The organism is Stenomitos rutilans (genome assembly GCF_059505485.1).
The window spans coordinates 291,982-313,546 of record NZ_JCACKR010000116.1; the positions used below are offsets into that span (position 1 = coordinate 291,982).

14 protein-coding genes are annotated in these 21,565 nt (G+C 50.4%); 7 read left to right on the top strand and 7 right to left on the bottom strand.

Annotated features, from left to right (window positions below):
* Nucleotides 1-15: 15 nt before the first annotated feature.
* From prfA to AC5JLP_RS25185, 3 genes are all read left to right on the top strand, one after another.
* Nucleotides 16-1,128 carry a peptide chain release factor 1 gene (gene prfA / locus AC5JLP_RS25175; RefSeq protein ID WP_496070578.1) on the top strand — a complete coding sequence of 371 codons (1,113 nt, stop codon included), beginning with the start codon at nucleotides 16-18 and terminating at the stop codon, nucleotides 1,126-1,128.
* A 538-nt stretch (nucleotides 1,129-1,666) separates the two neighbouring features.
* Entirely contained in the window at nucleotides 1,667-4,480 is a 2,814-nt protein-coding gene (locus AC5JLP_RS25180) for a TIR domain-containing protein (protein WP_496070579.1), read from the top strand.
* A gap of 214 nt (nucleotides 4,481-4,694) precedes the next feature.
* A complete protein-coding gene (locus AC5JLP_RS25185; RefSeq protein ID WP_496070580.1) occupies nucleotides 4,695-6,008 on the top strand; it encodes a DUF4336 domain-containing protein in 1,314 nt (437 codons plus the stop codon).
* Nucleotides 6,009-6,134: 126 nt separating this feature from the next.
* On the opposite strand, the gene AC5JLP_RS25190 is transcribed toward AC5JLP_RS25185, so the two are convergent.
* From AC5JLP_RS25190 to AC5JLP_RS25205, 4 genes are all read right to left on the bottom strand, one after another.
* Nucleotides 6,135-6,299: a hypothetical protein gene (locus AC5JLP_RS25190; protein ID WP_496070581.1), complete on the bottom strand. Its 165-nt coding sequence runs from the start codon at nucleotides 6,297-6,299 to the stop codon at nucleotides 6,135-6,137.
* Nucleotides 6,300-6,496: 197 nt separating this feature from the next.
* The gene (locus tag AC5JLP_RS25195) at nucleotides 6,497-8,497 is read right to left on the bottom strand and encodes an ABC transporter ATP-binding protein (RefSeq protein WP_496070582.1); all 2,001 of its coding nucleotides are present in this window, start codon (nucleotides 8,495-8,497) and stop codon (nucleotides 6,497-6,499) included.
* Nucleotides 8,498-8,561: 64 nt separating this feature from the next.
* The gene (locus AC5JLP_RS25200; protein WP_496070583.1) at nucleotides 8,562-8,843 is read right to left on the bottom strand and encodes a hypothetical protein; all 282 of its coding nucleotides are present in this window, start codon (nucleotides 8,841-8,843) and stop codon (nucleotides 8,562-8,564) included.
* Between the two features lie 407 nt (nucleotides 8,844-9,250).
* The gene (locus AC5JLP_RS25205; RefSeq protein WP_496070584.1) at nucleotides 9,251-11,239 is read right to left on the bottom strand and encodes a protein kinase domain-containing protein; all 1,989 of its coding nucleotides are present in this window, start codon (nucleotides 11,237-11,239) and stop codon (nucleotides 9,251-9,253) included.
* A 436-nt stretch (nucleotides 11,240-11,675) separates the two neighbouring features.
* On the opposite strand from AC5JLP_RS25205, the gene AC5JLP_RS25210 reads away from it, so the two are divergent.
* Together AC5JLP_RS25210 and AC5JLP_RS25215 are read left to right on the top strand one after the other, a co-directional pair.
* Nucleotides 11,676-12,719 carry an extracellular catalytic domain type 1 short-chain-length polyhydroxyalkanoate depolymerase gene (locus AC5JLP_RS25210; RefSeq protein ID WP_496070585.1) on the top strand — a complete coding sequence of 348 codons (1,044 nt, stop codon included), beginning with the start codon at nucleotides 11,676-11,678 and terminating at the stop codon, nucleotides 12,717-12,719.
* Between the two features lie 190 nt (nucleotides 12,720-12,909).
* Nucleotides 12,910-14,208, top strand: a complete 1,299-nt coding sequence (locus AC5JLP_RS25215) for a S41 family peptidase (protein ID WP_496070586.1) — start codon at nucleotides 12,910-12,912, stop codon at nucleotides 14,206-14,208.
* A gap of 315 nt (nucleotides 14,209-14,523) precedes the next feature.
* On the opposite strand, the gene AC5JLP_RS25220 is transcribed toward AC5JLP_RS25215, so the two are convergent.
* Both AC5JLP_RS25220 and AC5JLP_RS25225 read right to left on the bottom strand, forming a co-directional pair.
* Complete coding sequence (locus AC5JLP_RS25220; RefSeq protein ID WP_496070587.1) at nucleotides 14,524-14,880, bottom strand: aminoacyl-tRNA deacylase; 357 nt, start codon at nucleotides 14,878-14,880, stop codon at nucleotides 14,524-14,526.
* A 34-nt stretch (nucleotides 14,881-14,914) separates the two neighbouring features.
* Nucleotides 14,915-15,661, bottom strand: a complete 747-nt coding sequence (locus AC5JLP_RS25225; protein ID WP_496070588.1) for a DUF6875 domain-containing protein — start codon at nucleotides 15,659-15,661, stop codon at nucleotides 14,915-14,917.
* A gap of 465 nt (nucleotides 15,662-16,126) precedes the next feature.
* Between AC5JLP_RS25225 and AC5JLP_RS25230 the strand changes: the two genes are divergently transcribed.
* Complete coding sequence (locus tag AC5JLP_RS25230; RefSeq protein WP_496070589.1) at nucleotides 16,127-18,826, top strand: non-ribosomal peptide synthetase; 2,700 nt, start codon at nucleotides 16,127-16,129, stop codon at nucleotides 18,824-18,826.
* 19 nt (nucleotides 18,827-18,845) lie between these two features.
* Here AC5JLP_RS25230 and btpA read toward each other — a convergent pair whose 3' ends face one another.
* Nucleotides 18,846-19,691, bottom strand: a complete 846-nt coding sequence (btpA, locus tag AC5JLP_RS25235) for a photosystem I biogenesis protein BtpA (RefSeq protein WP_496070590.1) — start codon at nucleotides 19,689-19,691, stop codon at nucleotides 18,846-18,848.
* A gap of 445 nt (nucleotides 19,692-20,136) precedes the next feature.
* On the opposite strand from btpA, the gene rimO reads away from it, so the two are divergent.
* Nucleotides 20,137-21,492, top strand: a complete 1,356-nt coding sequence (gene rimO / locus AC5JLP_RS25240) for a 30S ribosomal protein S12 methylthiotransferase RimO (RefSeq protein WP_496070591.1) — start codon at nucleotides 20,137-20,139, stop codon at nucleotides 21,490-21,492.
* Nucleotides 21,493-21,565: the final 73 nt, after the last annotated feature.

A 21,565-nucleotide genomic window follows, 5' to 3' on the forward strand; every position in this document is an offset into this window, starting at 1 on the left:
CGGTGGTTTTGTCCTATGGCTGAAGCGTATCTGTTGGATAAACTGCAATCGGTTGAGCAGACGTTTAACGAGCTGACTCGTCGGTTAGCAGATCCTGACGTGGCAAAAGATCCTGGTGAATTCCAGCGGGTCGCTAAAACGCGATCGTCTTTAGAGGAAGTGGTTAATGCCTTTGAGGACTGGAAAGCAACACAGCAAGCCCTCACAGATGCCAGACAAATTCTGAAAGAAGCAGGTGGCGACTTAGAGCTACAGGAGATGGCGACGTTAGAAGTCGCCGAATTAGAAGCCAAGTCTGATGAACTAGAAACGCGTCTAAAAATCTTGTTGTTGCCGACCGATCCAAACGATGATAAGAACATCATGTTGGAAATTCGTGCTGGGACAGGTGGTGACGAAGCCAGCATTTGGGCGGGCGATTTGGTGCGGATGTACTCACGCTATGCCGAAACCCAAAGTTGGCGCGTCAAGCTTTTAAGCGAGTCTCTGGCAGATATGGGTGGCTTTAAGGAAGCGATTCTGGAAATCCAAGGCGATCGCGTTTATAGCAAGCTCAAGTTTGAGGCAGGCGTTCACCGTGTGCAGCGCGTTCCCGTAACCGAAGCGTCTGGTCGGGTGCACACCTCTACTGCAACCGTAGCCATCATGCCAGAAGTGGACGATGTAGAGATTCACATCGACCCCAAAGATATTGAACTTACCACAGCGCGTTCCGGTGGTGCGGGTGGGCAAAACGTCAACAAAGTTGAAACAGCGGTTGACTTGATGCACAAGCCGACCGGGATCCGGATCTTTTGTACAGAAGAGCGATCGCAACTGCAAAACCGTGAACGAGCGATGCAAATTCTACGAGCAAAGCTCTACGAAATGAAATTGCGGGAGCAACAGGAAGCGGTTACCTCCATGCGACGCTCTCAGGTTGGCACAGGTTCGCGCTCCGAAAAAATTCGCACTTATAACTATAAAGACAACCGCATCACCGATCATCGGTTAGGGCAAAATTTTTCACTTGCGCCAGTGCTTGAAGGCGATATTGAAGAGGTCATTCAAACCTGCATTTCTCAAGATCAGCAGGAACGCCTGGAGGCTTTGGCTGCCGAAACAAGCGGTCAGCCATCTGCCGTTTGAGTTTCCGTCACAGCATTAGACCTCCTGCGCGAATACTTAAAGGCCTCCTCCCGTCCCCCAAGTTTGGGGGAAGCTAAAACTGATGCCCCCCAAATTTGGGGGGATAGGGGGCAAAATCTGATTCATGCAGGAAGTCTATTGTTTCCGGTTGCACGAAACAAGGTCGCCAGATCAGGAAAGCATTGCTCGATCGCTTTTGGTAAACTGGCTTCCAAAAGCATGCTTTCTAGAAATGCCAACTGCTACACACTGGTTTCTCAACCCGCATAGACAGTAGAGTTTCGTGCTGCTACTGCATACCATTTGGCTTTAGAGAAGTGGCTGCTTTTTAATCAGTATGATACTTGCCCCATTGTTGCGGTTGGGGAACTAGTTGACGTTCAAACTAGAAGGCTAAACAGGCAACCATGAGTAGTCTGCGTAAAGCCAGTAACCAGCTTGTGGTTAAGGTGCTCACCGAAGCTGAAATGCCTACAGCACAATGGTTACGTCTGCTAACGTGCTGATCTTAAAACAGTACATCGTTTGAGAGGATTGCATGAGTGACGTTTTCATCTCCTACTCGCGCAAAGATAAGGTGTTTGTGCAAACGCTGCATACAGCCTTGCAAATGCAGCACCGAGACACCTGGATAGACTGGGAAGACATTCCTCTCACGGCTGATTGGTGGCTTGAGATTCAACGTGGTATCGTAGCAGCCAATGCATTTGTGTTTGTGATCAGCCCTGACTCGGTTGTTTCAGCGGTCTGTCGGGAAGAAGTTGACTACGCGGTAGAGCACCAGAAGCGCTTAGTCCCGATCGTGCGACGCGAGGGCTTTGACCCGCAGCAGATTCACCCAGCCCTATCGAAGCACAACTGGCTGTTCTTTCGTGAGCAAGACCCCTTTGAGCAAGCGCTTCAATCGCTGCTTAAGGCGATCGATACTGACCTGGATTATGTGCGCACTCACACTAGGCTTTTAGAGCGAGCCATTGAGTGGAAGCAGCAAGGGCAAAATGACAGTTACTTGCTACGAGGGAGTGACCTGGAAGCAGTGCAACAGTGGCTTGTGCAGAGTTATGCAAAAGACCCACAGCCAACGGCATTGCAGCGTGCTTATCTGGATACCAGCCATCAGGCTGAAACGCTTCGACAACGGGCAGAAATCAAACGACAGCGCCTTGCACTCATCAGTGGGGCGGTTGGCTTGGCGATCGTGGCTGGTTTAGCTGTGAAGACCTTTCAAGAATCAACGTTTGCCACGCTGCGAGAAAAATCTGCCGAGTCAAAAAATCTGTTGTCTACGCAGCCAGCGGGTGCTTTAATGCTAGCGCTTCAGGCGACAGGGCTGAATTTAAGCAGAAAGATATTTACCGGACAGGTGCTAGATCCAGTACAGTCTAGCCTTTTGAGCGCGATCGCGCTGAACCAGGAACAAGCCGTCTTGCTGGGGCATACCGATGTGGTAAACGCGGTAGCAATGAGTCCTGATGGACATTTCATTGTCAGCGGTAGCGATGATCAAACGCTGCGCCTGTGGACTCGTGAAGGACAGCCGATCGGTGAACCGCTCCAGGGACATACAGACCCTGTAAGCACTGTGGCAGTCAGCCCCAACAGTCAATACATCATCAGTGGCAGTGTGGATGGTACGCTTCGGCTATGGGATGTGCAACGCCGCACCAGCCGTCCCTTTAAAGGACACAAAAGCAATGTGTTGGCGGTTGCGTTTAGTCCCGATGGTCAGACGATTACCAGCAGTGGGAAGGATCAGACGGTACGCTTATGGGATCTCCAGGGAAACCCCATTGGGCAAGCGTTTACACGCCATACTGCACCAGTGACAGCAGTTGCATTCAGTCCGGATGGGCAGACGATCGCCAGCGGCAGTGAAGCCAGCGTACTGCTGCTCTCAAATCTTAAAGGCAACGCGATCGGCCAACCCTTTAGGGGACACAAGCGGGCCATTAGCACTGTTGCCTTTAGTCCCGATGGGCAGATGATCGTGAGCGGCAGCACAGATAAAACGATCCGCCTTTGGAACCGTCGCGGACAGGCGATCGGCGATCCGTTTCAGGGCAATCAGAATATGATTATGTCTCTGGCGGTGAGCGCTGATGGGCGCACGATCATCAGTGGTGGGCATGACAACGAAGTACGACAGTGGAATTGGCAAGGGCAGCAGCTAGGTGCACCCCTAAGAGGACACACTGCCTGGGTTACATCGGTTGCCATCAGTGCCGACGGTCAAACAATCGTCAGCGGGGCGAATGACAATACGGTGCGACTCTGGCATCCGCAAAGCTATACCGCCGGGGAAGTTTTTCTGAGTAAGTCTACAGCATCCCAACGGCGCGTTGAGGTGGTTGCCTTCGATCAGCAAGCTCAGACCAAACTTAGCGTGAGTGAAGACGGGCTGCTACGCATCTGGAAAACTTCTGGTGAACCTCTGACCATCCCGCTACAGGCTTACAAAGAGAATGTCTTTCCAGAAACGGCAGCCGCTAAAGATCACTACGGAACTCTGGTCGTTCCAGCGGCCTTTAGTCCAAATGGTCAACTGATCGCTACAGGCGGTGCTGACCGAACAATACGGCTATGGAATCTGCAAGGGCAGGCGATCGGCACCCCCTTTCGAGGACTGACGGCGGTTGCGACATCGTTGAGCTTTAGCCCCGATGGTCAAACCCTGGTGAGCGGCAGTGATGATGGCACGATTCGACGCTGGAATTTGCAAGGGCAATTACTGGGTTCACTCCTACAGGGACATACTGGGGCAGTCACCGCGATCGCCTTTAGTCCTGATGGGCAGTTGCTTGTCAGCGGTAGCCGCGATCACACTGTACGCCTATGGGATCAATCAGGAAAGCCTGTGAGACAATCCTTTCAGCATCAAGATGAAATTAGAGCCGTGCTTTTTACCCCCGACAGTCACTCCATCATCAGCGGCAGTAATGATGGTACGATTCGACGCTGGAGCTTGCAAGGGGAACCGCTGTCCCAACCCTTCCGAGGTCATTCCGGTTGGGTCAGTGCGCTTGCCATCAGCCCTGATGGACAAATGATTGCTAGCGGCAGTTGGGATGAAACAGTACGTCTGTGGAATTTGCAAGGTCAACCATTAGGTGAACCTCTAGGAGGCTACGCGGACTTTGTAACGACGCTCGTCTTTAGCCCTGATAGCCGTTCACTGCTCACGGGTAGTGCAGATAGCAATCTGCGCCTATGGCATGTAGGCAAATGGTCTGAATGGCTAACAACAGCCTGTGAACAAATGAAAGCCGTGGCAAATGATCCAATCTACCTCCCCTCTAGAGTAAAAGAGGATGCAGCACGCACCTGCCAGCGGTATGCCTCCCGGCCACACTAATGCTTTACACAATTCATGCCGATGCCCTTCGTACATCAACCTCGGAGGTTTTCACCAGCATCAGGCATCGTAACAAAACGTAGTTGCTAAACCTCCGACGTTCTGGTCAGAATACGTAAGTTCTCATCAACTGAGCGGGTAAGCATTTGCTAAACTTTAGGCTTCAGCGATCGAAGCAAAACGGCGCAAGCATTGGTATGGGAGGAATCGTGGCGTGGAAAAACCCACGATCGAACAGCAGGAACACAATATACGACCAGACGCAGAGCTGCAAAAGCAGCACTCCAGCGATTGGTTATGGCGGTTTTGGTTGGCAGTACCGCTTTATCCTTACAGTCAGCGACGAACACTGCGTACAGAGGTGATTAGAGACACGCTCTGGACATTTGACCAGATTCAGGGCATCTTCTACGTGGTGGTGCCCATTCGGATGACGATCGTCAAGCTTGAGACAGGCGGCCTTCTAGTCTACGCACCCGTAGCGCCCACTCCAGAATGCTTGCGGCTCGTGAACGAATTAGTCGCAGTGCATGGCGACGTAAAGTACATCATTTTACCTACCATTTCGGGGATTGAACATAAGGTCTTCGTCGGGCCATTTGCTCGCCAATTTTCTCATGCTCAAGTGTTTGTGGCCCCCCACCAGTGGAGCTTTCCCCTGAACCTGCCACTAAGTTGGCTGGGTTTGCCTGCCAAACGTACACACGCGCTTCCAGATGACAGCCGCAAGGCTCCATTTGCAGATGAGTTTGATTACGCCATTCTAGGGCCGATCGCCCTTGGGCCAGGACAGTTTGAAGAAGTGGCCTTTTTCCATCGACAAACGCGCACCTTACTCGTTACCGACTCGATCGTCTCCATTCCTGCTGAACCACCCGCGATCGTGCAGTTAGATCCCTATCCACTGCTCTTTCACGCCAGAGAGTGTGCAGCAGATGTCGTCGTAGACACTCCTGCTCATCGCCGCAAAGGATGGCAGCGTATTGCACTTTTTACACTCTTTTTTCAACCCAGCGTGTTGTCTGTAATGAGTTTGAAGCAGACGATCGCGAACGCCTTGAACGCCGCCGATCGCTCCAAAAAAGCCTATTTCGGGCTGTTTCCGTTTCAATGGCACGATAATTGGCCGCGATCGTTCAAAGCTTTACGGGGCAATGGACGCTTGCTAGTCGCCCCTGTTCTGCAAACCTTGATTCTTAATCGAGCACCAAAAGAAACGCTCGATTGGGCAGATATCCTTACTCAGTGGGCGTTTCAGCAAATTATTCCCTGTCATTTTGATGCGCCTATTCAGGCAGACCCACAGCAATTCCGACAGGCGTTTGCGTTCTTAGAACAGGCTCCTGCAATTGGCGAAGGGATGACCAGAAACGACGCTCAATTCCTGCCTGAAGAGGACTTTGCCCTGCTTAGAGATCTCGATGAAACCTTGAATCGCCTCGGTATCGTACCACCAGCGAAAGAGAAGGTCAGTCGACAAATGAGAAGTTTTGGTAAAGCTGAACCGTTTGCGGAGCCGCTAAGCTAGGCTTTTGGCGTGAATGATTTTGGTGGTGGATGCATCCTGATCGAGGCAAGAACCGAGCAGCGAGCCGAGCGAGTGTAAAACTCGTTTGACACATGCTGCGGATTGCCTTACCCATCGTCTGCGTAGCTAGGCATCAATCGTGGAAGGCAGCGATGGTGCTTCGTAACGAGTACCACCTCCTAAACGCCGCCCTGGAATGCCATCGTGATTTGCAGTCATAAAAATTGTGACAAAAGCATTAGCTCCGAATGTCACAACAAGGAACACCAACGTCGTTGCGATCGCAGACATAAAAAGCAGCCCCAATGAAATGTCCTCAGATTCTAGGGGGAGTATAAATTTTGCGTAAAGTTAAATGTGACAGTCACCAAGTTGTCATTTTTCTCTAGTCAGTTCATAGAATAGAGCGTGCTAGAAAAGCTGTTTACGATCAACTGTCAATGGTTAGCTCTTTTTCACTCACAATCGATCCTCTGACTAAGAGCCGCTTACTGCTCCTCAAGTGCTACGCCAGTTTGAATCGCCCACAAGCTAGCGTAAATGCTGTGTTTCTTTAGCAACGTTTCGTGATTGCCAGATTCCACCAGTTTGCCGTGATCCATTACGTAGATACAGTGGGCATTCCGCACGGTTGATAGTCGATGAGCGATCGCAATGGTGGTACGACCCACCGTAATGCGTTCCAGCGATCGCTGAATAGCTGCCTCTGTTTCGTTATCCACTGCAGACGTTGCTTCATCTAGAATCAAAATCGGCGGATCTTTCAAAATGGCACGAGCGATCGCCAGCCGTTGCCGTTGTCCACCCGAAAGCTTTTGCCCTCGTTCGCCCACAATGGTGTCGTAGCCTTGCGGCAATTGCTGGATAAACTCATGCGCCTCAGCAATCTCAGCCGCAGCTCTAACCTCAGCCGGAGTTGCCTTAAAGCTTCCGTAAGCAATGTTCTCTGCTACCGTGCCGTGAAATAAAAACACATCCTGATTCACCCATCCGATCGCCCGTCGCAGCGATTGCAGTTCCAATTCCCGTAGATCCACACCGTCCAGTATGATCGTTCCAGCTTGCACTTCGTAGAGTCGCAGCAGCAGTTTTACCAGCGTACTTTTGCCTGATCCCGTTGCGCCTACGATCGCCGTCGTTTTACCTGCTGGAATGTGCAACGACAACTCTTCAATCACAGGTTGACGATCGGTGTAAGCAAAGGTCACATCACGAAAGTAGATATCACCTTGAATCGGAGTGGTCGGTTCTGAATGGTTCATTGTTGGGATGCGTGACCACTCACCGCTAGCGTTTCCCTTTCCATTCGCATTATTGTCCTGAAAAGCTGCTGGCTGCTGGCTGCTGGCTGACTGCTGGCTCCCCACCAACAAATGTCCCGAATGAATCGCGATCGGCGTATCCAGCAAATCCATCACCCGCTTTGTCGAAGCCATTGCCCGCTGATATAAATCACAGGTTTCACCGAGACGAGTCAGCGGCCACAACAGCGATTGGGTCAAGAAAATCAACACGCTATAGCTACCGACAGAAAGTCTACCTGCGATCGCCAGTTGCCCCCCGTAAAGCAGCGTTGCCAAAAAACCTATCAAGACAAGAATGCGAATTAAGGGAACAAACGCGGCGCTGAGGGCGATCGCGCGTTGGTTGCTCCGACGATACGCCTCACTATCATGGGCAATCCGCTGCGTTTCATATGCCTCTGTTGCAAAGCTTTTAATCGTCGTAATGCCGCTCAAGTTATTGGACAGACGACCGTTGAGTAAACTCACCTTCTCGCGCATATCAGCATAGCGTGGAGCCAAACGTCGCTGAAAGATCACCGATCCCCATACAATCAGCGGCATTGGCAGCATTGCCATCCAGGCCACGCTGGGAGCCAAAATAAAGAACACACTACCAATAATGATGACAGTCGTGCTGACCTGCAAAATGTCATTCGCGCCGCCGTTCAAAAAGCGCTCTAGCTGGTTGATATCGTCATTGAGAATCGATAGCAAGCCACCTGTACTGCGCTCTTCAAAATAAGCCAGTTCTAATTCTTGTAAGTGAGCGTAGGCATCGAGCCGCAAGTTGTGCTGAATATTTTGCGCCAGGTTACGCCACAGGCGATCGTAAGCATACTGAAACGTTGACTCTAACCCCCAAATGCAGAACGTTAGGACTGAGAGAATCAGCAGCTGCGTAAACAGATCTTTGATACCGAAGCGACCAAGTACCGAGTTTTGCTGCTGTACAACGATATCAACCGCCGTACCGATCAGTGCCGAAGGAGCCAGGTCAAAGACTTTATTGAGAATCGAGCAGGCGATCGCCCAGCGAGTGTGCTGATGGTAGCGCTGCCCATAATCCAGCAGGCGTTTGAGTGAATGCGCGTTCTGCCAATGACGGTTTTGAGTAGAAGTCGTTGAGTGCGACTGGCGAGAGCCTGCGATCGCGTCCTGTGAGTTCGCTTTCTGAGAAGAGGGACGAGCAGTAAACCGAGCCAAAACAGACCTCGCAGCAGAATGGTTGATGCAATAGACTGCCAACCACTCTAGCTAACTTTCCACCCTAATGTGCTCCACACCAGTCAGGACACTCACTTTCACGCTCCCAACCGTAGGGATGAAATCCACAAATTAGCGGCGTGCGAGCTTCACGGCTGTACCCATACGTCACACCGTGATAGTTTGTACAGCCAGTACATGGTTTCGGTCGGGTGGGGGCCACATCAGTAAAGCCTAGTTGCGATCGTAGAATATGCCGTTTACTCTCCTGCCGATGCCACTTGGCATGATCAGCTTTCCGAAACAGATAATGAATCTTCCCAAACGGGTACTGCACAGAGTCCATAAGGGTGCGTGTGAAGGGATATCCTCTAGACTACCCATATTTTTGAGCATACTCCCTCACCCCTGCGCCTGAGATTGGACAATATCTATCTAAAGACGCAGATAGACGAAGAGATTTCGTAACAAATGATACTGTTTGTATCCCTGAGTTGAGCTTTACAAAAAAAGAACGTTGTGAGCAATGATTGTGGTTAGCAGTCAGCAGGTGAAAGGTATTCTCTATCAGCCATCGATCAGCAGCGATCCAGCAGCTACAAAAACTTCTTACCAGCAACGTCTGCCACATGAGATCTTGGACAGGAATTGAACTCAAGACTTTCTAGCGTTCGCGAAGCGTGTCTTTTAGACTCAGCGGCGCAAAGCGCTACTCAAAATTATCCTTTTTATCGTTTGCCTCCTGCCTTCTTCTCATCCCAACTGCCAAACCTTCACTTTGCTGTCCGAACTGCCGCTAACCAACACACTACTATCGCCTGAAAGAGCGACTGCATTCACAGCGCTAATGTGTTCCGTCAACGTACCGATCAGAGTGCCGATTTCCAGATTCCAGAGCTTAATAGTGGTATCGCTACTGCCACTGACCAGGAGTTTGCCATCGCGGCTGATGTCGATCGCGTTGACCGAATCCATATGTCCTGAAAGGGTTCGCACTACTACACCTTTCGCAAGATCCCATACTTTAATTGTTTTATCTTTGCTGGCACTGACCAGGGTTTTGCCATCAGGCGTAATGACAACACCATTGACTGAATTAAAGTGACCGTTCGGCAGTGTGCGCACAGGGGCGTTAGTCTTGAGACTCCACAGCTTAATTTGATTATCCAAACCACCGCTGACAAGGAATTGACCATCAGGACTGAGAGCCACCGATCGCACCATGCCCGCCAAACCTGAAAATGAACGTAGAGCTTCACCTGTTGTCAGTTTCCATAACCGCACGGTGCGATCTTCGCTGCCGCTGGCAAGCAGTTGACCATTGGCGCTGATCACTACTGAGTTGACATCTCTCGTGTGTCCAGTGAGCGATTGCAGCAGTCTTCCATCCGCTAAATGCCAAAGACGGATCGTGTCGTCGTCGCTGCCACTCACCAAAATCTGCCCATTGGGACTAATGCTCAGGCAGTTGATAGGTTTGTTGTGACCTGTGAGTGTTCGTAACAGTTCGCCTGTAGCACGATTCCAGATTTTAATATTGTCGTCCAGTCCGCCGCTGGCGATCGTCTCAGCATTAGGGCTAATGGCAACTGCCGTAACCCAGCGGGAATGCCCAACGAGGGTATGTAAGCAGTGACATTTTTGCGCACTCGAAAGTGGCGGCTTCGACACGGAAGGTTTAGAAATGGGTGGTCTAGAAGGTGGCGTACCAGACACCCGAGGTTGCCCCATTTGGGATTGACTCACAGGCTGCGACGCGATCGCGCTGCCAGAAAGCGACGCTGCGATCGGTGGTTGGCCTGCTGGTTGTCTTGAACGGGAAACTGTAGCCCCAATCGGAGGGCGAGATAAGGCTGTTCGCAAATCTTTCATCACCGCATCCGCAGATTGATAGCGTTCGCTGACCAGATCTTTCAGCATCTTGTCTAAGATTTGCGCGATCGGCTCACTGATCGTCCGTCCCTTTTCGTTTAAACGTTCTCGCCAAAGCCAGCGCCCTTGCAACGGGTCGTAGAGGTCTTCTGGCTTAACCTGAGTCATCAGAAACAAGCACGTTGCACCCAGACTATAGATATCGCTAGCTGGATACGCTCTACCACTACGCAACTGTTCGATCGGTGCATAACCCTCAGTGCCAATCTTCGTACCCGGCTGGTTAGACGCTTCCACCGACAGAAGTTTGGCAACACCAAAATCAATCAGCACCAGCTTGTTGTCAAACTTGCGACGAATAATGTTGGACGGTGTAATGTCGCGGTGAATAACCTGATGATCGTGAACGAATTTGAGAATCGGCAAGATGCCTGCTAACACTTCACGAATACGTTGTTCAATAAAGACGCCATTTTGCGCCAGTTCTTGCAACAGCGTGTTGCCTTCAACAAATTGCTGTACTAAATAAAGGCGTTTGTCGTGTGCAAAATACGCCAGTAGCGCCGGTATCTGAGGATGTTCGCCCAGTTCATAAAGTCGCACGGCCTCTTGCTCAAAAAGCTTGACAGCTTTTTCAAGCGATTTAGTCCCTTGCAATTGAGGCGAAAACTGCTTAATGACGCACCGTGCTTTGAGGCGATCGTCGTCTTCTGCCAGATACGTTCGTCCAAAACCGCCCTGTCCGATCGGTCGTATGACTCGATACCGTCCTCGCAGCGATGGTATCAGCTTAGTGCCACAACTAAGGCAAAACTCGGCATCATCAGCGTTTTGGGGATGCTGGCAGTCCGGATTGAGGCAGCAGGTCATACGTATGCACCAGGAACTTGTACTCTATTTTCCCTAATTCGCTGCGTTCTACACTAAAGTCGTGCGCGATCGCCAAGACTCACTGACACGATCGCACATGAAACCAACGATCAGCAAAGGAGCGCAACTGGTTTGCATTGTAATAGCTTTCTAGCCATACCATCTGTACATAGACAGTAGAGACTGAACGTTTTTACACCATCTGCGGTCTAACGGTCGGAAACACGCCGCCTCACCTAGTGGTAACCATCATCAGGTAGACAGATCTGCCAAGCGAATGGTTTGTTTAAGTCATTGTTACCTTAGACTGAGGCGCAACGGCTTCTCTTCCGTTGCATCCCCGCTTCATAAAGCTAGCGATCAGGTTAATCTGCTCACTGCTCTGCTTAAGCGCCTATTGAAAAACGCTGCCGTTAAAGCTGTTATCACGCCTACCATGAGTTCTCCCTTGCCAAAACCTGTCCTGGTTACGTCTTCGATGGCTGCTCTCTTACTAGGTTTGGCAGCGGGTTACCATATCCAAACTGAACCAGCCGCTGAGAAAGTGACACTCACCCAGAACGAGACTGCACCTGCTGCTCAACCGATGAGTGCCTTTGCCCATCAACCAGCCAAAACAGACTTTATGGGAGGGCTGATTGATCAGGGCATTCGGCGTACTTACTACCTGCATACGCCACCGACTTACAAAGCTGGTCAGCCATTGCCACTTGTCTTGGCGTTCCATGAATCAGAGGGCACAGGCAAAGATATGGCAACTCACACTGGACTCAATCAGCTTGCAGATCAGGAAGGTTTTATCATCGTTTACCCCGATGGCATCAATGCAAAGTGGAATGTATCGGGGCAGGCAGGGACTCAAGAAGATAACGTTGCCTTTGTGCAAGCGCTGATAGCTCATTTGGGTCAACTGCGCACGATCGACCATCAGCGCATCTACGCGACAGGGTTATCCAATGGTGGCATTTTAGTTCAAAAGCTTGCCTGCGAGAATCCAGGACAAATTGCCGCTTTTGCAACGGTTGCAGCCTCCTTACCAGAGCAGTTTCAAGCCAAATGCCAGACCAAAACACCTGTCTCGATGTTAATGATTAACGGCACGGCTGATGCTGTGGTGCCCTGGCAAGGTGGTAAGCCGCCCGATGTGCGAGTAGGTCGTAATCTCTCCATTCCACCCATTCCCGCTGTATTTAATTTCTGGCAAAAACATAATGGTTGTGGAGCACCCGTAACCGTGAAACAACGCGCTGACCGACTTGTAACCTCTTCCTCTTACACCAATTGTCAAGCTCACTCAACCGTGCAATTGGTAGCCTTGAATGGAGCAACTCATATTTGGCCTGGTGGCGGTTACGGGCGATCGCAGTTTCTAGATGCCAGTCAAATGATCTGGGCGTTCTTTCAGCGCCACACTCTGATAGCGACAGCATCACAGCAAGATAGTACAACGAAGCAAACGCTGTCTGCTGCTTCTCGTTAGTCTTTCAGCATCGAAAACTAAAGCTGCTACCCCTAAGTTTGTTTGAATGCCTAAGTTGAGAGTATTGGTTGAGATTACATTGAACCTCCAGCGGCAATGCACAGTCTAACGTTCTACACAATATTGTTTTGCCTTGCTGCTTACTTGTGACCAACGTAAACGTCCCTAGTCCCCTTCGTTTTATCAACGTATGACTACGCAAAAATTTTTCGCCAGAACTGCCGTCCTAGCAGCTACGACCGTCCTTGTTACAGGCGCTGCCAGTATTTCAAAAAGCTGGGCTGAGCCACAACCCAGTCCAAAACAGCTCGTTGATGAGGTCTGGCACATTCTGGATCAAAACTATGTGGACGGCAGTTTTAACCAGCAAGATTGGAAAGCCGTCAGGCAGGATTACTTGGGTCGCAATTATAGTTCTAGGGAGCAAGCGTATAAAGCGATTCAGCAAATGGTATCGAAGCTGGGCGATCGCTACACCGAGTTTTTTGAACCACAGGCATACAATGCGCTGAACACTGAAATTAGCGGCAATCTCTCTGGTGTGGGGTTGGAACTGGCAGCGGATGAAAAAACGAAAGCGTTAACCGTTGTTGCCCCCATTGAACAGTCTCCGGCAGCGGCAGCAGGCATCTTACCCGCTGATGTGGTCACCAAGATCAACGGACGATCGACGCAAGGAATGAACATTAATGATGCCGTCAAGCAAATTAAAGGAGAAGCAGGTACGCAGGTAGTACTGACGATTCTTCGAGGGCATCAAAACTTGACCTTTAAGCTCACCAGAGCCAACATTACGCTGAATCCAGTCTCCTATCGCACACAAACAACCGACTTTGGCAAGATTGGCTACATTCGTCTGCCCGAATTTACGCAAACGGCTCCGACTGAGATGAGCCGAGCCATTGTGGCGCTTGAAAAGCAAAACGTTCAAGGCTATGTCCTTGATTTGCGATCCGATCCGGGCGGCTTGCTAGATGCCAGTCTCAAGATTGCTAGCATGTGGATGGAGCAAACCCCGATCGTGTCGCTCGTCAATCGGCAAGCCGTGAAGGAACGCTATGAGACAGAAGGGCGATCGCTGACCCAAAAACCCTTAGTGGTGTTGGTAGACGGTGGCTCTGCTAGTGCCAGCGAGATCCTCGCGGGTGCGCTTCAGGATGATGGGCGTGCCGTTTTGGTAGGCACGCGCACATTTGGCAAAGGTTTGGTGCAAGCTGTGCAGCCTCTGGGAGATGGTTCTGCAATTAAGCTCACAATCGCAAAGTACTACACCCCCAAAGGTCGAGATATTAATCACGTTGGGATCACGCCCGATGTCGTCGTCGGGCTAACCGATGCCCAAAAGAAGGCGTTAGTGCAAAAACGACAGGTGGCGACAACGGCTGATCCCCAATACGCTACAGCGCTCGTGAGCCTGGGGCAACTAATTCAAACCAAGGCAGCGGCTCCAACTCAGACAGGTACTCCCGTTAGAGCCGTTCTACGCTGAACCATACAGTGCAGAAGCTGATTGACTGACAGAACTCCTGAAAGGCTGATGGCTCCGTTGCTCACCCGCCCGTGATGAAAATCTGGGTGACGGTATGAAACGCCTACAGAGGACTTTCTTCTGTGAGCCAGGACTTCTATGCAGGGCAGGACAGGTGATCGCTCAAAGATTTGTCAGTCAAGGGTAGAAGCGTGCTGGCAGAGCCCATTATGGTAACAAAAGCATTGCGTTGGTGATCATTTGAAGCGATTGAGGGGATAGCTCAATCTCAACACCCGCCTCACCTGCGCCGATCAATATAGTTGGAGAGTCCATTCAATGCCGATTCATCAGGACAGGAATTGAATTGGCCCCGATGGGAGAAACACCATTGGGAGGATAATGGAGTAACTCTAAAAGAGCCGTCCTCTCTACTATTTGCAACCGTTTACAACCAACCTGCTCAGCAACCTGGTGCAAATTTAAGCGCGTCTCGATCGGAGCAACCACCAGACAACGGTATTCTCGGTCTTTTGTCTCCAGCAATAACGTCTTTGTAATGCGAGAAAGCTCGTAACCCAACGCTTGAGCAACGTCTTGAGGGCTGCGAATTGGTATCAGCAAGTCCTTGTGAATATGCACTTGATAGGGAGTTTTGAACTCATCCAGAATTTTTTGGATGCGATCGTGCATAACGGCTACTCTGACGCTTAAAGCTGTAGACAGGTTACCCAAACGCTCGTGCTAAACGAGCAAAAGGACATTTGCTGACCTTAGGTGCGGCTAAGTAGTCTTGTGGAATCGTGACCGGATGACCTTGGGCAAGTTGCGCCTGTGCTAGTGCCAGTGCTTTTCGGGCATGGCTAAGCTTCGCTTCATCCTTAATGATGGAACTCATGCGTTCTAAATACGCTTGCAGATATCTCACTCGAAGTTGAGGTTGGTCGCTCATGCGCTCCAGGAAGGGAAGGTCTGACTCTGCCATAAACCGAATAGCCAACATTGGAATCGGGCTGCGTAGAGGGCGGAAATGGGGATTGTGCAGCCCCGGCGTTTCATTCTGCTGATGAAACTCGCCAATCATGAGGCCCTGCTCAACAAAAAAGGGCTTGAGCTTCTGCTGCACAGCATCGATGAGTTCAGGTGCTTGCTCAGGGGAAACGTCTGGAAAAACAAGCATAATTGCTTTATAAAACGCCATTTCTCCGCTTTGAGGCTCTAGCTCTAAAAACTGATCGCGATAACGGCGAACAATCTCTTCAATCTGAGATTGACCCATTGCTTGGGTACGGATGACCGCTAACCGAATCGTATCAAGTTGTAAGGCACGGGGCACAAACGGACAGACAGGCCCCGATCGACCTAAGTCAGGATGAGGTCTCCCCAAAAAATTTTTGACCCACTCTGTCATTTCAGTGAAGTAAGCCAAATCTGGCTGAAGCTGATCGAGATCAGCAGGTGCAAAAAGCTGCATGCTCTTAAGTCCGTAGAACGTTAACGGTTTAGTGCGTCAGGCTGAGTAGCGCTTCGCCAGGTCAAAAAATTGACTGCTGGAGAATGAACTGTTAGCTGGTAGGCACAAAAAACACTGCCGCTAGCAAAACGTAGCGAACATGGTACTGACACCGTCTGGAGCGTTCATCACATCCCCATTGATTGACTTAGAAGGCTTATCGAAATAACTTGAGAAACTTTCGGGGAAAAGTTAGCTCAACGTAGACATCCTAGATATTCTTTTGGGCAATTTATGGGTACAGATTGGCTCGTTTGTTGAGCGATCGCCTACGTGCGATTGCTTTGATTGAACAAAACTTTATGCACTATTGCGAACAATAAAGTTTGAACAAATTTGAAGGCGAAATGACTGCCAAACCAGGGCAGGAGTGAAACGTTGGGTAATAAGAGGCCGTTGCCAAATGTGAAGATGGAGCGAAACAGTATGCAATGGGAAGAACAGCCATCGGGTGGCCTTCTGACAACCGATCGCCAGACGCGACCTTCCATGAGGCAGGGTATCCGTATTGATACCAACCAGGCTACATGTATCCATCTTTTGTTTGAAGCGCAGGTGGAAAAAACACCTGAGGCGATCGCGGTTGTCTTTGAAAACCAAACCCTCACCTATTGGGCGTTGAACCAAAGAGCCAATCAACTGGCACACCAACTGATCCAGCAAGGAGTTGGCCCTGAAGTACTCGTTGGCATTTGTGTTGAACGCTCGTTAGAGATGATTGTCGGATTGCTCGGTATTCTTAAAGCGGGTGGAGCATACGTGCCGCTTGATCCCGCCTACCCAGCAGAGCGTTTGGCATTCATTTTGGACGATACTCAAGTACCTGTCATTTTGACTCAGGCACATCTGGTAGACAGCCTGCCTGCCTCCCCTGCTAAAGTTGTCTGCTTAAACTCAGATTGGGAGGAAACGCGCCAAACTACTTTAAAAAATCCCAGTGGACGAGCGATCGCCAATAACCTGATGTACGTGATCTACACCTCAGGCTCAACGGGCAAACCAAAAGGGGTCATGATTCCCCATGTGGGTATCTGGAACCAACTTTACTGGAGACAAACTACTTTTTCCCTCACACCAGCAGATCGAGTTTTACAATCTATTTCCTTCAGCTTTGATCCATCTGTTTGGCAAATCTTTTGGCCGTTATCGTTCGGGGCGCAGCTAGTCTTGCCAGTTCCAGGTGGGCAAAAAGACCTTGTCTATCTCATCCAGTTAATGGCTCAGCAGCAGATCACTGTCATGGCATTGGTGCCTTCTATGCTGCGTGCATTACTAGCCCAACCATCGATTGCTCAATGCACCTCCTTAAAACACGTCTTTTGTGGCGGAGAGGCGCTACCGTCTGAGTTGATTGAACAGTTTTATCAGCGCTTTCGGCCCAGTACGCTGTTACACAATGTGTATGGGCCAACTGAAGCCTCGATCGACGCGACGTTTTGGACGTGTCAACCTCACTTCACTCATCAAATTGCTCCTATCGGTCGGGCGATCGCCAACACGCAAATCTATATTCTTGACGAACGCCTTCAACTTGTAGCGTCTGGAGAATCCGGTGAGCTACACATTAGTGGTGCCGGGTTGGCTCGTGGCTACCTCAACCGTGCCAATCTAACGGCTGAAAAGTTCGTTTCTCTACACAGCAATCAAATCAATGCCCGTCTCTACAAAACGGGAGATTTGGCACGTTATTTGCCCGATGGCAATGTTGAGTTTCTGGGGCGAATTGACCATCAGGTGAAAATCCGGGGTTTTCGGATTGAGTTAGGCGAAATTGAAATTGCGCTCAAGCAGCATTCTTTGCTGACTGAAACTGTGGTTGTTGCCCGTGAAGATTCACCAGGAAACCATCGTTTAGTAGCTTACGTCGTGCCATCTGAAGCAGCCGTGCCAACGACCGCTGAGTTACGCAGCTTTTTGCAGGAAAAGCTTCCTGAATACATGGTGCCCTCTGCCTTCGTTGTGCTCAAAACCTTGCCCCTAAATGCGAGTGGTAAGCTCGATCGCCAAGTTCTGCCGGCCCCAGAATCAGAAGTTGCCTTAGATAACGCATTTGAAGCACCTAAAGATGCTTTAGAAAATGATTTAACACAGCTTTGGGAGCAGATTCTAAACGTCCGTCCGATCGGGGTGAAAGACAACTTCTTTGAATTAGGGGGAGACTCTCTGCTAGCAACCCGCGTCTTGGCCCAAATTGAAACGATGCGCGGACAAAAACTACCGTTAGCTGTCTTTCAGGAAGCAGCAACGGTAGAAAACCTGGCTGAGTGCTTACGGCGGCAGGATTTAACCATGACCCAAAAGCCGCTGGTTGTGATTCAACCGCATGGGATCAAACCACCTCTTTTCTGCATCCACTCCAGAAACCACCATGTGTTGAATTATTTCCCACTCGCGCGCCATTTGAAACCCGATCGACCTGTTTATGGGTTACAACCGCGTACAACAGATGTTAGTCTCCTCTCCAAGCTCTCGGTTGAAGAAATAGCCGCTGACTATATCGAAGAGATACGAGCACTTCAGCCGAGCGGCCCTTATTTTTTATTGGGCTATTCCTTTGGGGGTTTAGTTGCCTATGAAATGGCGAGACAACTTGCCGCTCAAGGGGAGCGCATCGCCCTACTAGCGATGGTTGATACCTACAATTTGAGGAAGCCGTGGTTCAAGCGGACACCAACCTACCTTAATATGCTCAAACGATTGCCCATACATCGGGCTGAGCTAAAAAAGCGCCGCTTGAAGGAAAAAGTGCACTATGGCTGGAAGGTACTGACGCAGGAAGTTCAGAAAAATTCAGACGGTCAATCATTGTCTTTGGCTCAACAGCCTAGTCCTGAAATTGTGATGCTCGAAGCCGCTTATGAGCAGTTGGTGAAAAACTATGTTCCTCAAACCTATCCGGGACAGATTACTCTTTTGAAAGCGGTTCGTCCACCTGAGGCAGCGCAGCGTTTGATTTCCGATAGGATTGATGCCTTGTTAGGTTGGTCGAAGCTAGCTGATAGCGTTGAGGTTTATGAGTTGCCGTGCAACCATTTTAATGTGGTCTTCGAGCCTTTTGTTCAGCTTTTAGCAGAAGGGCTACAGATTTATCTTGATTCAGCTCAAGGTGAGGACGCGATCAATTGAATTCAATGGCTCGATCGCATTAGGAGGGCAAGGGGACAGATGGCACGGCTTTCGTTTCCAGCGCCGCAACACTACGACGAGTCGCTTCTACAAAACGGCTGACCCGAATAGGATCGATCGGCTGTTCGCGGCGACCATGCCGCTTGAGGGATGTTGATGCAATCACGCCGTTCGCCGCCTGCATCAAGGTTGAAATATTCTCCCAATCGGCACCACTCCCGATCAAAACAGGTGTGCCATTGGCCGCAGCGGTGGCGAGTTCTAAATCTTCCAGATTGGGTGGACTTCCCGTAGCCCAACCGGACAGAATCACGGCATCGGCCAAACCGCGCTCGATCGTGTCTTGCACGGCAACTGTCAAATTGGGCGAACTCAGCGGACGAGCGTGCTTGACCAATACATCCGCAAAGATTTTGACATCGCTGCCCAACTCACGCCGATAGCGGAGCAATTCATGGGCATTGCCTTCAATGAGGCCCTGATCGGTCGCCATCACCCCTGTGAGCACATTGACACGGATAAATTGGGTTTGGGTGCAGGTCGCGATCGCTAGTGCACTTCGTGCATCATTTCGCAGCACGTTAAGGCCGATTGGTAAGGTCACCATCTGCTGCAAGCGATGCACGACGAGGGTCATCGCACTGACTACAGCCGGATCGACATGATCCTTGGGAAAGGGTGCATCAAAAAAGTTTTCGACAATGATGCCATCCACACCACCCGAAGCAAGAGCAGTCGCTTCCTGTTCGGCGCGATCAATGACAGTCTTCAGGCTGCCGCCCCAGAGTGCCGATGTGGGCAACGGGAGTAAATGGACGACACCAATAATCGGATTCGGAGTCTTGAAAATTTGAGTTAAGTCCACGTGCGTTAAGAATTCGGACTCATTGAAACGGGTCTGGTTGCTAAAATCATAACTTTTTACTGCCCCTGTATCTGCGGTCAATCGCGATCGACGATCGAACCACTAAGTACTGTTACCTCTTGCTTCACCATCCTCGGTTCAGACGCAGCGTATCATGCGCTAGTATGAGTAGATAGTAAAGATGTTGTCGGGCATGTCCATTCACTCAGGTCTACGCTAGCAAAGCGACAATGACGTTCCTGAAGGCGGATCGACCCTTGCGTAAAGTATCGTAATATTTCCGTTTTTGCGCTACCATAGTGATTGTTGACATCTGGGCGATTGCGATAAATAGTGGCTCTACACGCTGCTATCGAGTTTGAGGCGAAGGGTTAATCCGTCGCATGAGCGATCGCTACAGCTTACCGACTGACTACCCTTCCCATTCCACCCGTTATAGGATTTCATGGGCAACAAGCCAACGATTGCCGTCGCACATTTAGGCTGCGAGAAAAACCGAATTGATACAGAGCATATGCTGGGACTTCTCGTCCAGGCGGGTTACGAAGTCGATACCAACGAAGCATTAGCCGATTACGTCATTGTCAATACCTGTAGCTTTATCCAGGCAGCACGTGAGGAATCTGTGCGCACGCTGGTAGAACTGGCAGAAGCAGATAAAAAAATTGTGATTACAGGCTGTATGGCGCAACACTTTCAGGAGCAGCTTTTAGAAGAACTCCCGGAAGCCGTTGCATTGGTTGGAACAGGTGATTATCACAAGATTGTTAACGTCATTGAGCGGGCGGAAGCGGGAGAGCGTGTACAGGAAGTTTCTCAAGAACCAACCTACATCGCTGATGAGACTACGCCTCGCTATCGCACGACCACTGAGGGTGTCGCTTACCTTAGAATTGCCGAGGGGTGTGACTATAGGTGCGCTTTTTGCATCATTCCTCACCTCCGAGGCCAGCAGCGATCGCGCCCCATTGAATCCATCGTCGCAGAAGCAGAACGCTTAGCTTCTGAAGGTGTGCGGGAAATTATTTTGATTTCCCAAATCACTACAAACTACGGGCTGGATATTTACGGCGAACCTCGGCTGGCAGAACTTTTGCGAGCATTGGGTAAAGTTGATATTCCCTGGATTCGGATGCACTACGCTTATCCAACTGGCTTGACGCCCCGTATCATTGCCGCTATTCAGGAAACCTCTAATGTCTTGCCCTACCTCGATTTACCGCTTCAGCACTCTCATCCTGATGTGCTGCGATCAATGAATCGTCCGTGGCAAGGGCGCGTTAATGATGGGGTGATCGATCGCATTAAAGCCGCGATCCCCAACGCTGTACTGCGGACGACGTTCATTGCTGGGTTTCCCGGTGAAACCGATGAGCACTTTCAGCACCTGTTGGAATTTGTCCAGCGCCATGAATTTGACCATGTGGGTGTTTTTACTTTCTCAGCAGAGGAGGGCACACCTGCCTATCACCTGCCCAATCAGCTTCCTCAGACTGTGATGGATGCGCGGCGGGATGCTTTGATGACTGCTCAGCAGCCGATTTCACTCAAGCGAAATCGGCTAGAAGTGGGCAAGGTGGTTGATGTGTTGATCGAGCAAGAAAACCCTGAAACAGGCGAATTGATTGGTCGCTCTGCTCGTTTCTCCCCCGATGTTGATGGCTTAGTGTATGTCCAGGGTCACGCCGCCCTGGGATTGCTGGTTCCGGTGGCGATCGCCGATGCCGATGTGTATGACCTATACGGTCATGTTGCGATGGCGGCTGACCTCATTCGTATGCAGCCGCTGGCGGTTCCTTGAGTTCATGATGCGGGCTGAATGCATCTGCTCAAGCCTGCTTGCGTCATCTTTTTGCTGTCAATTCTTTGCAATC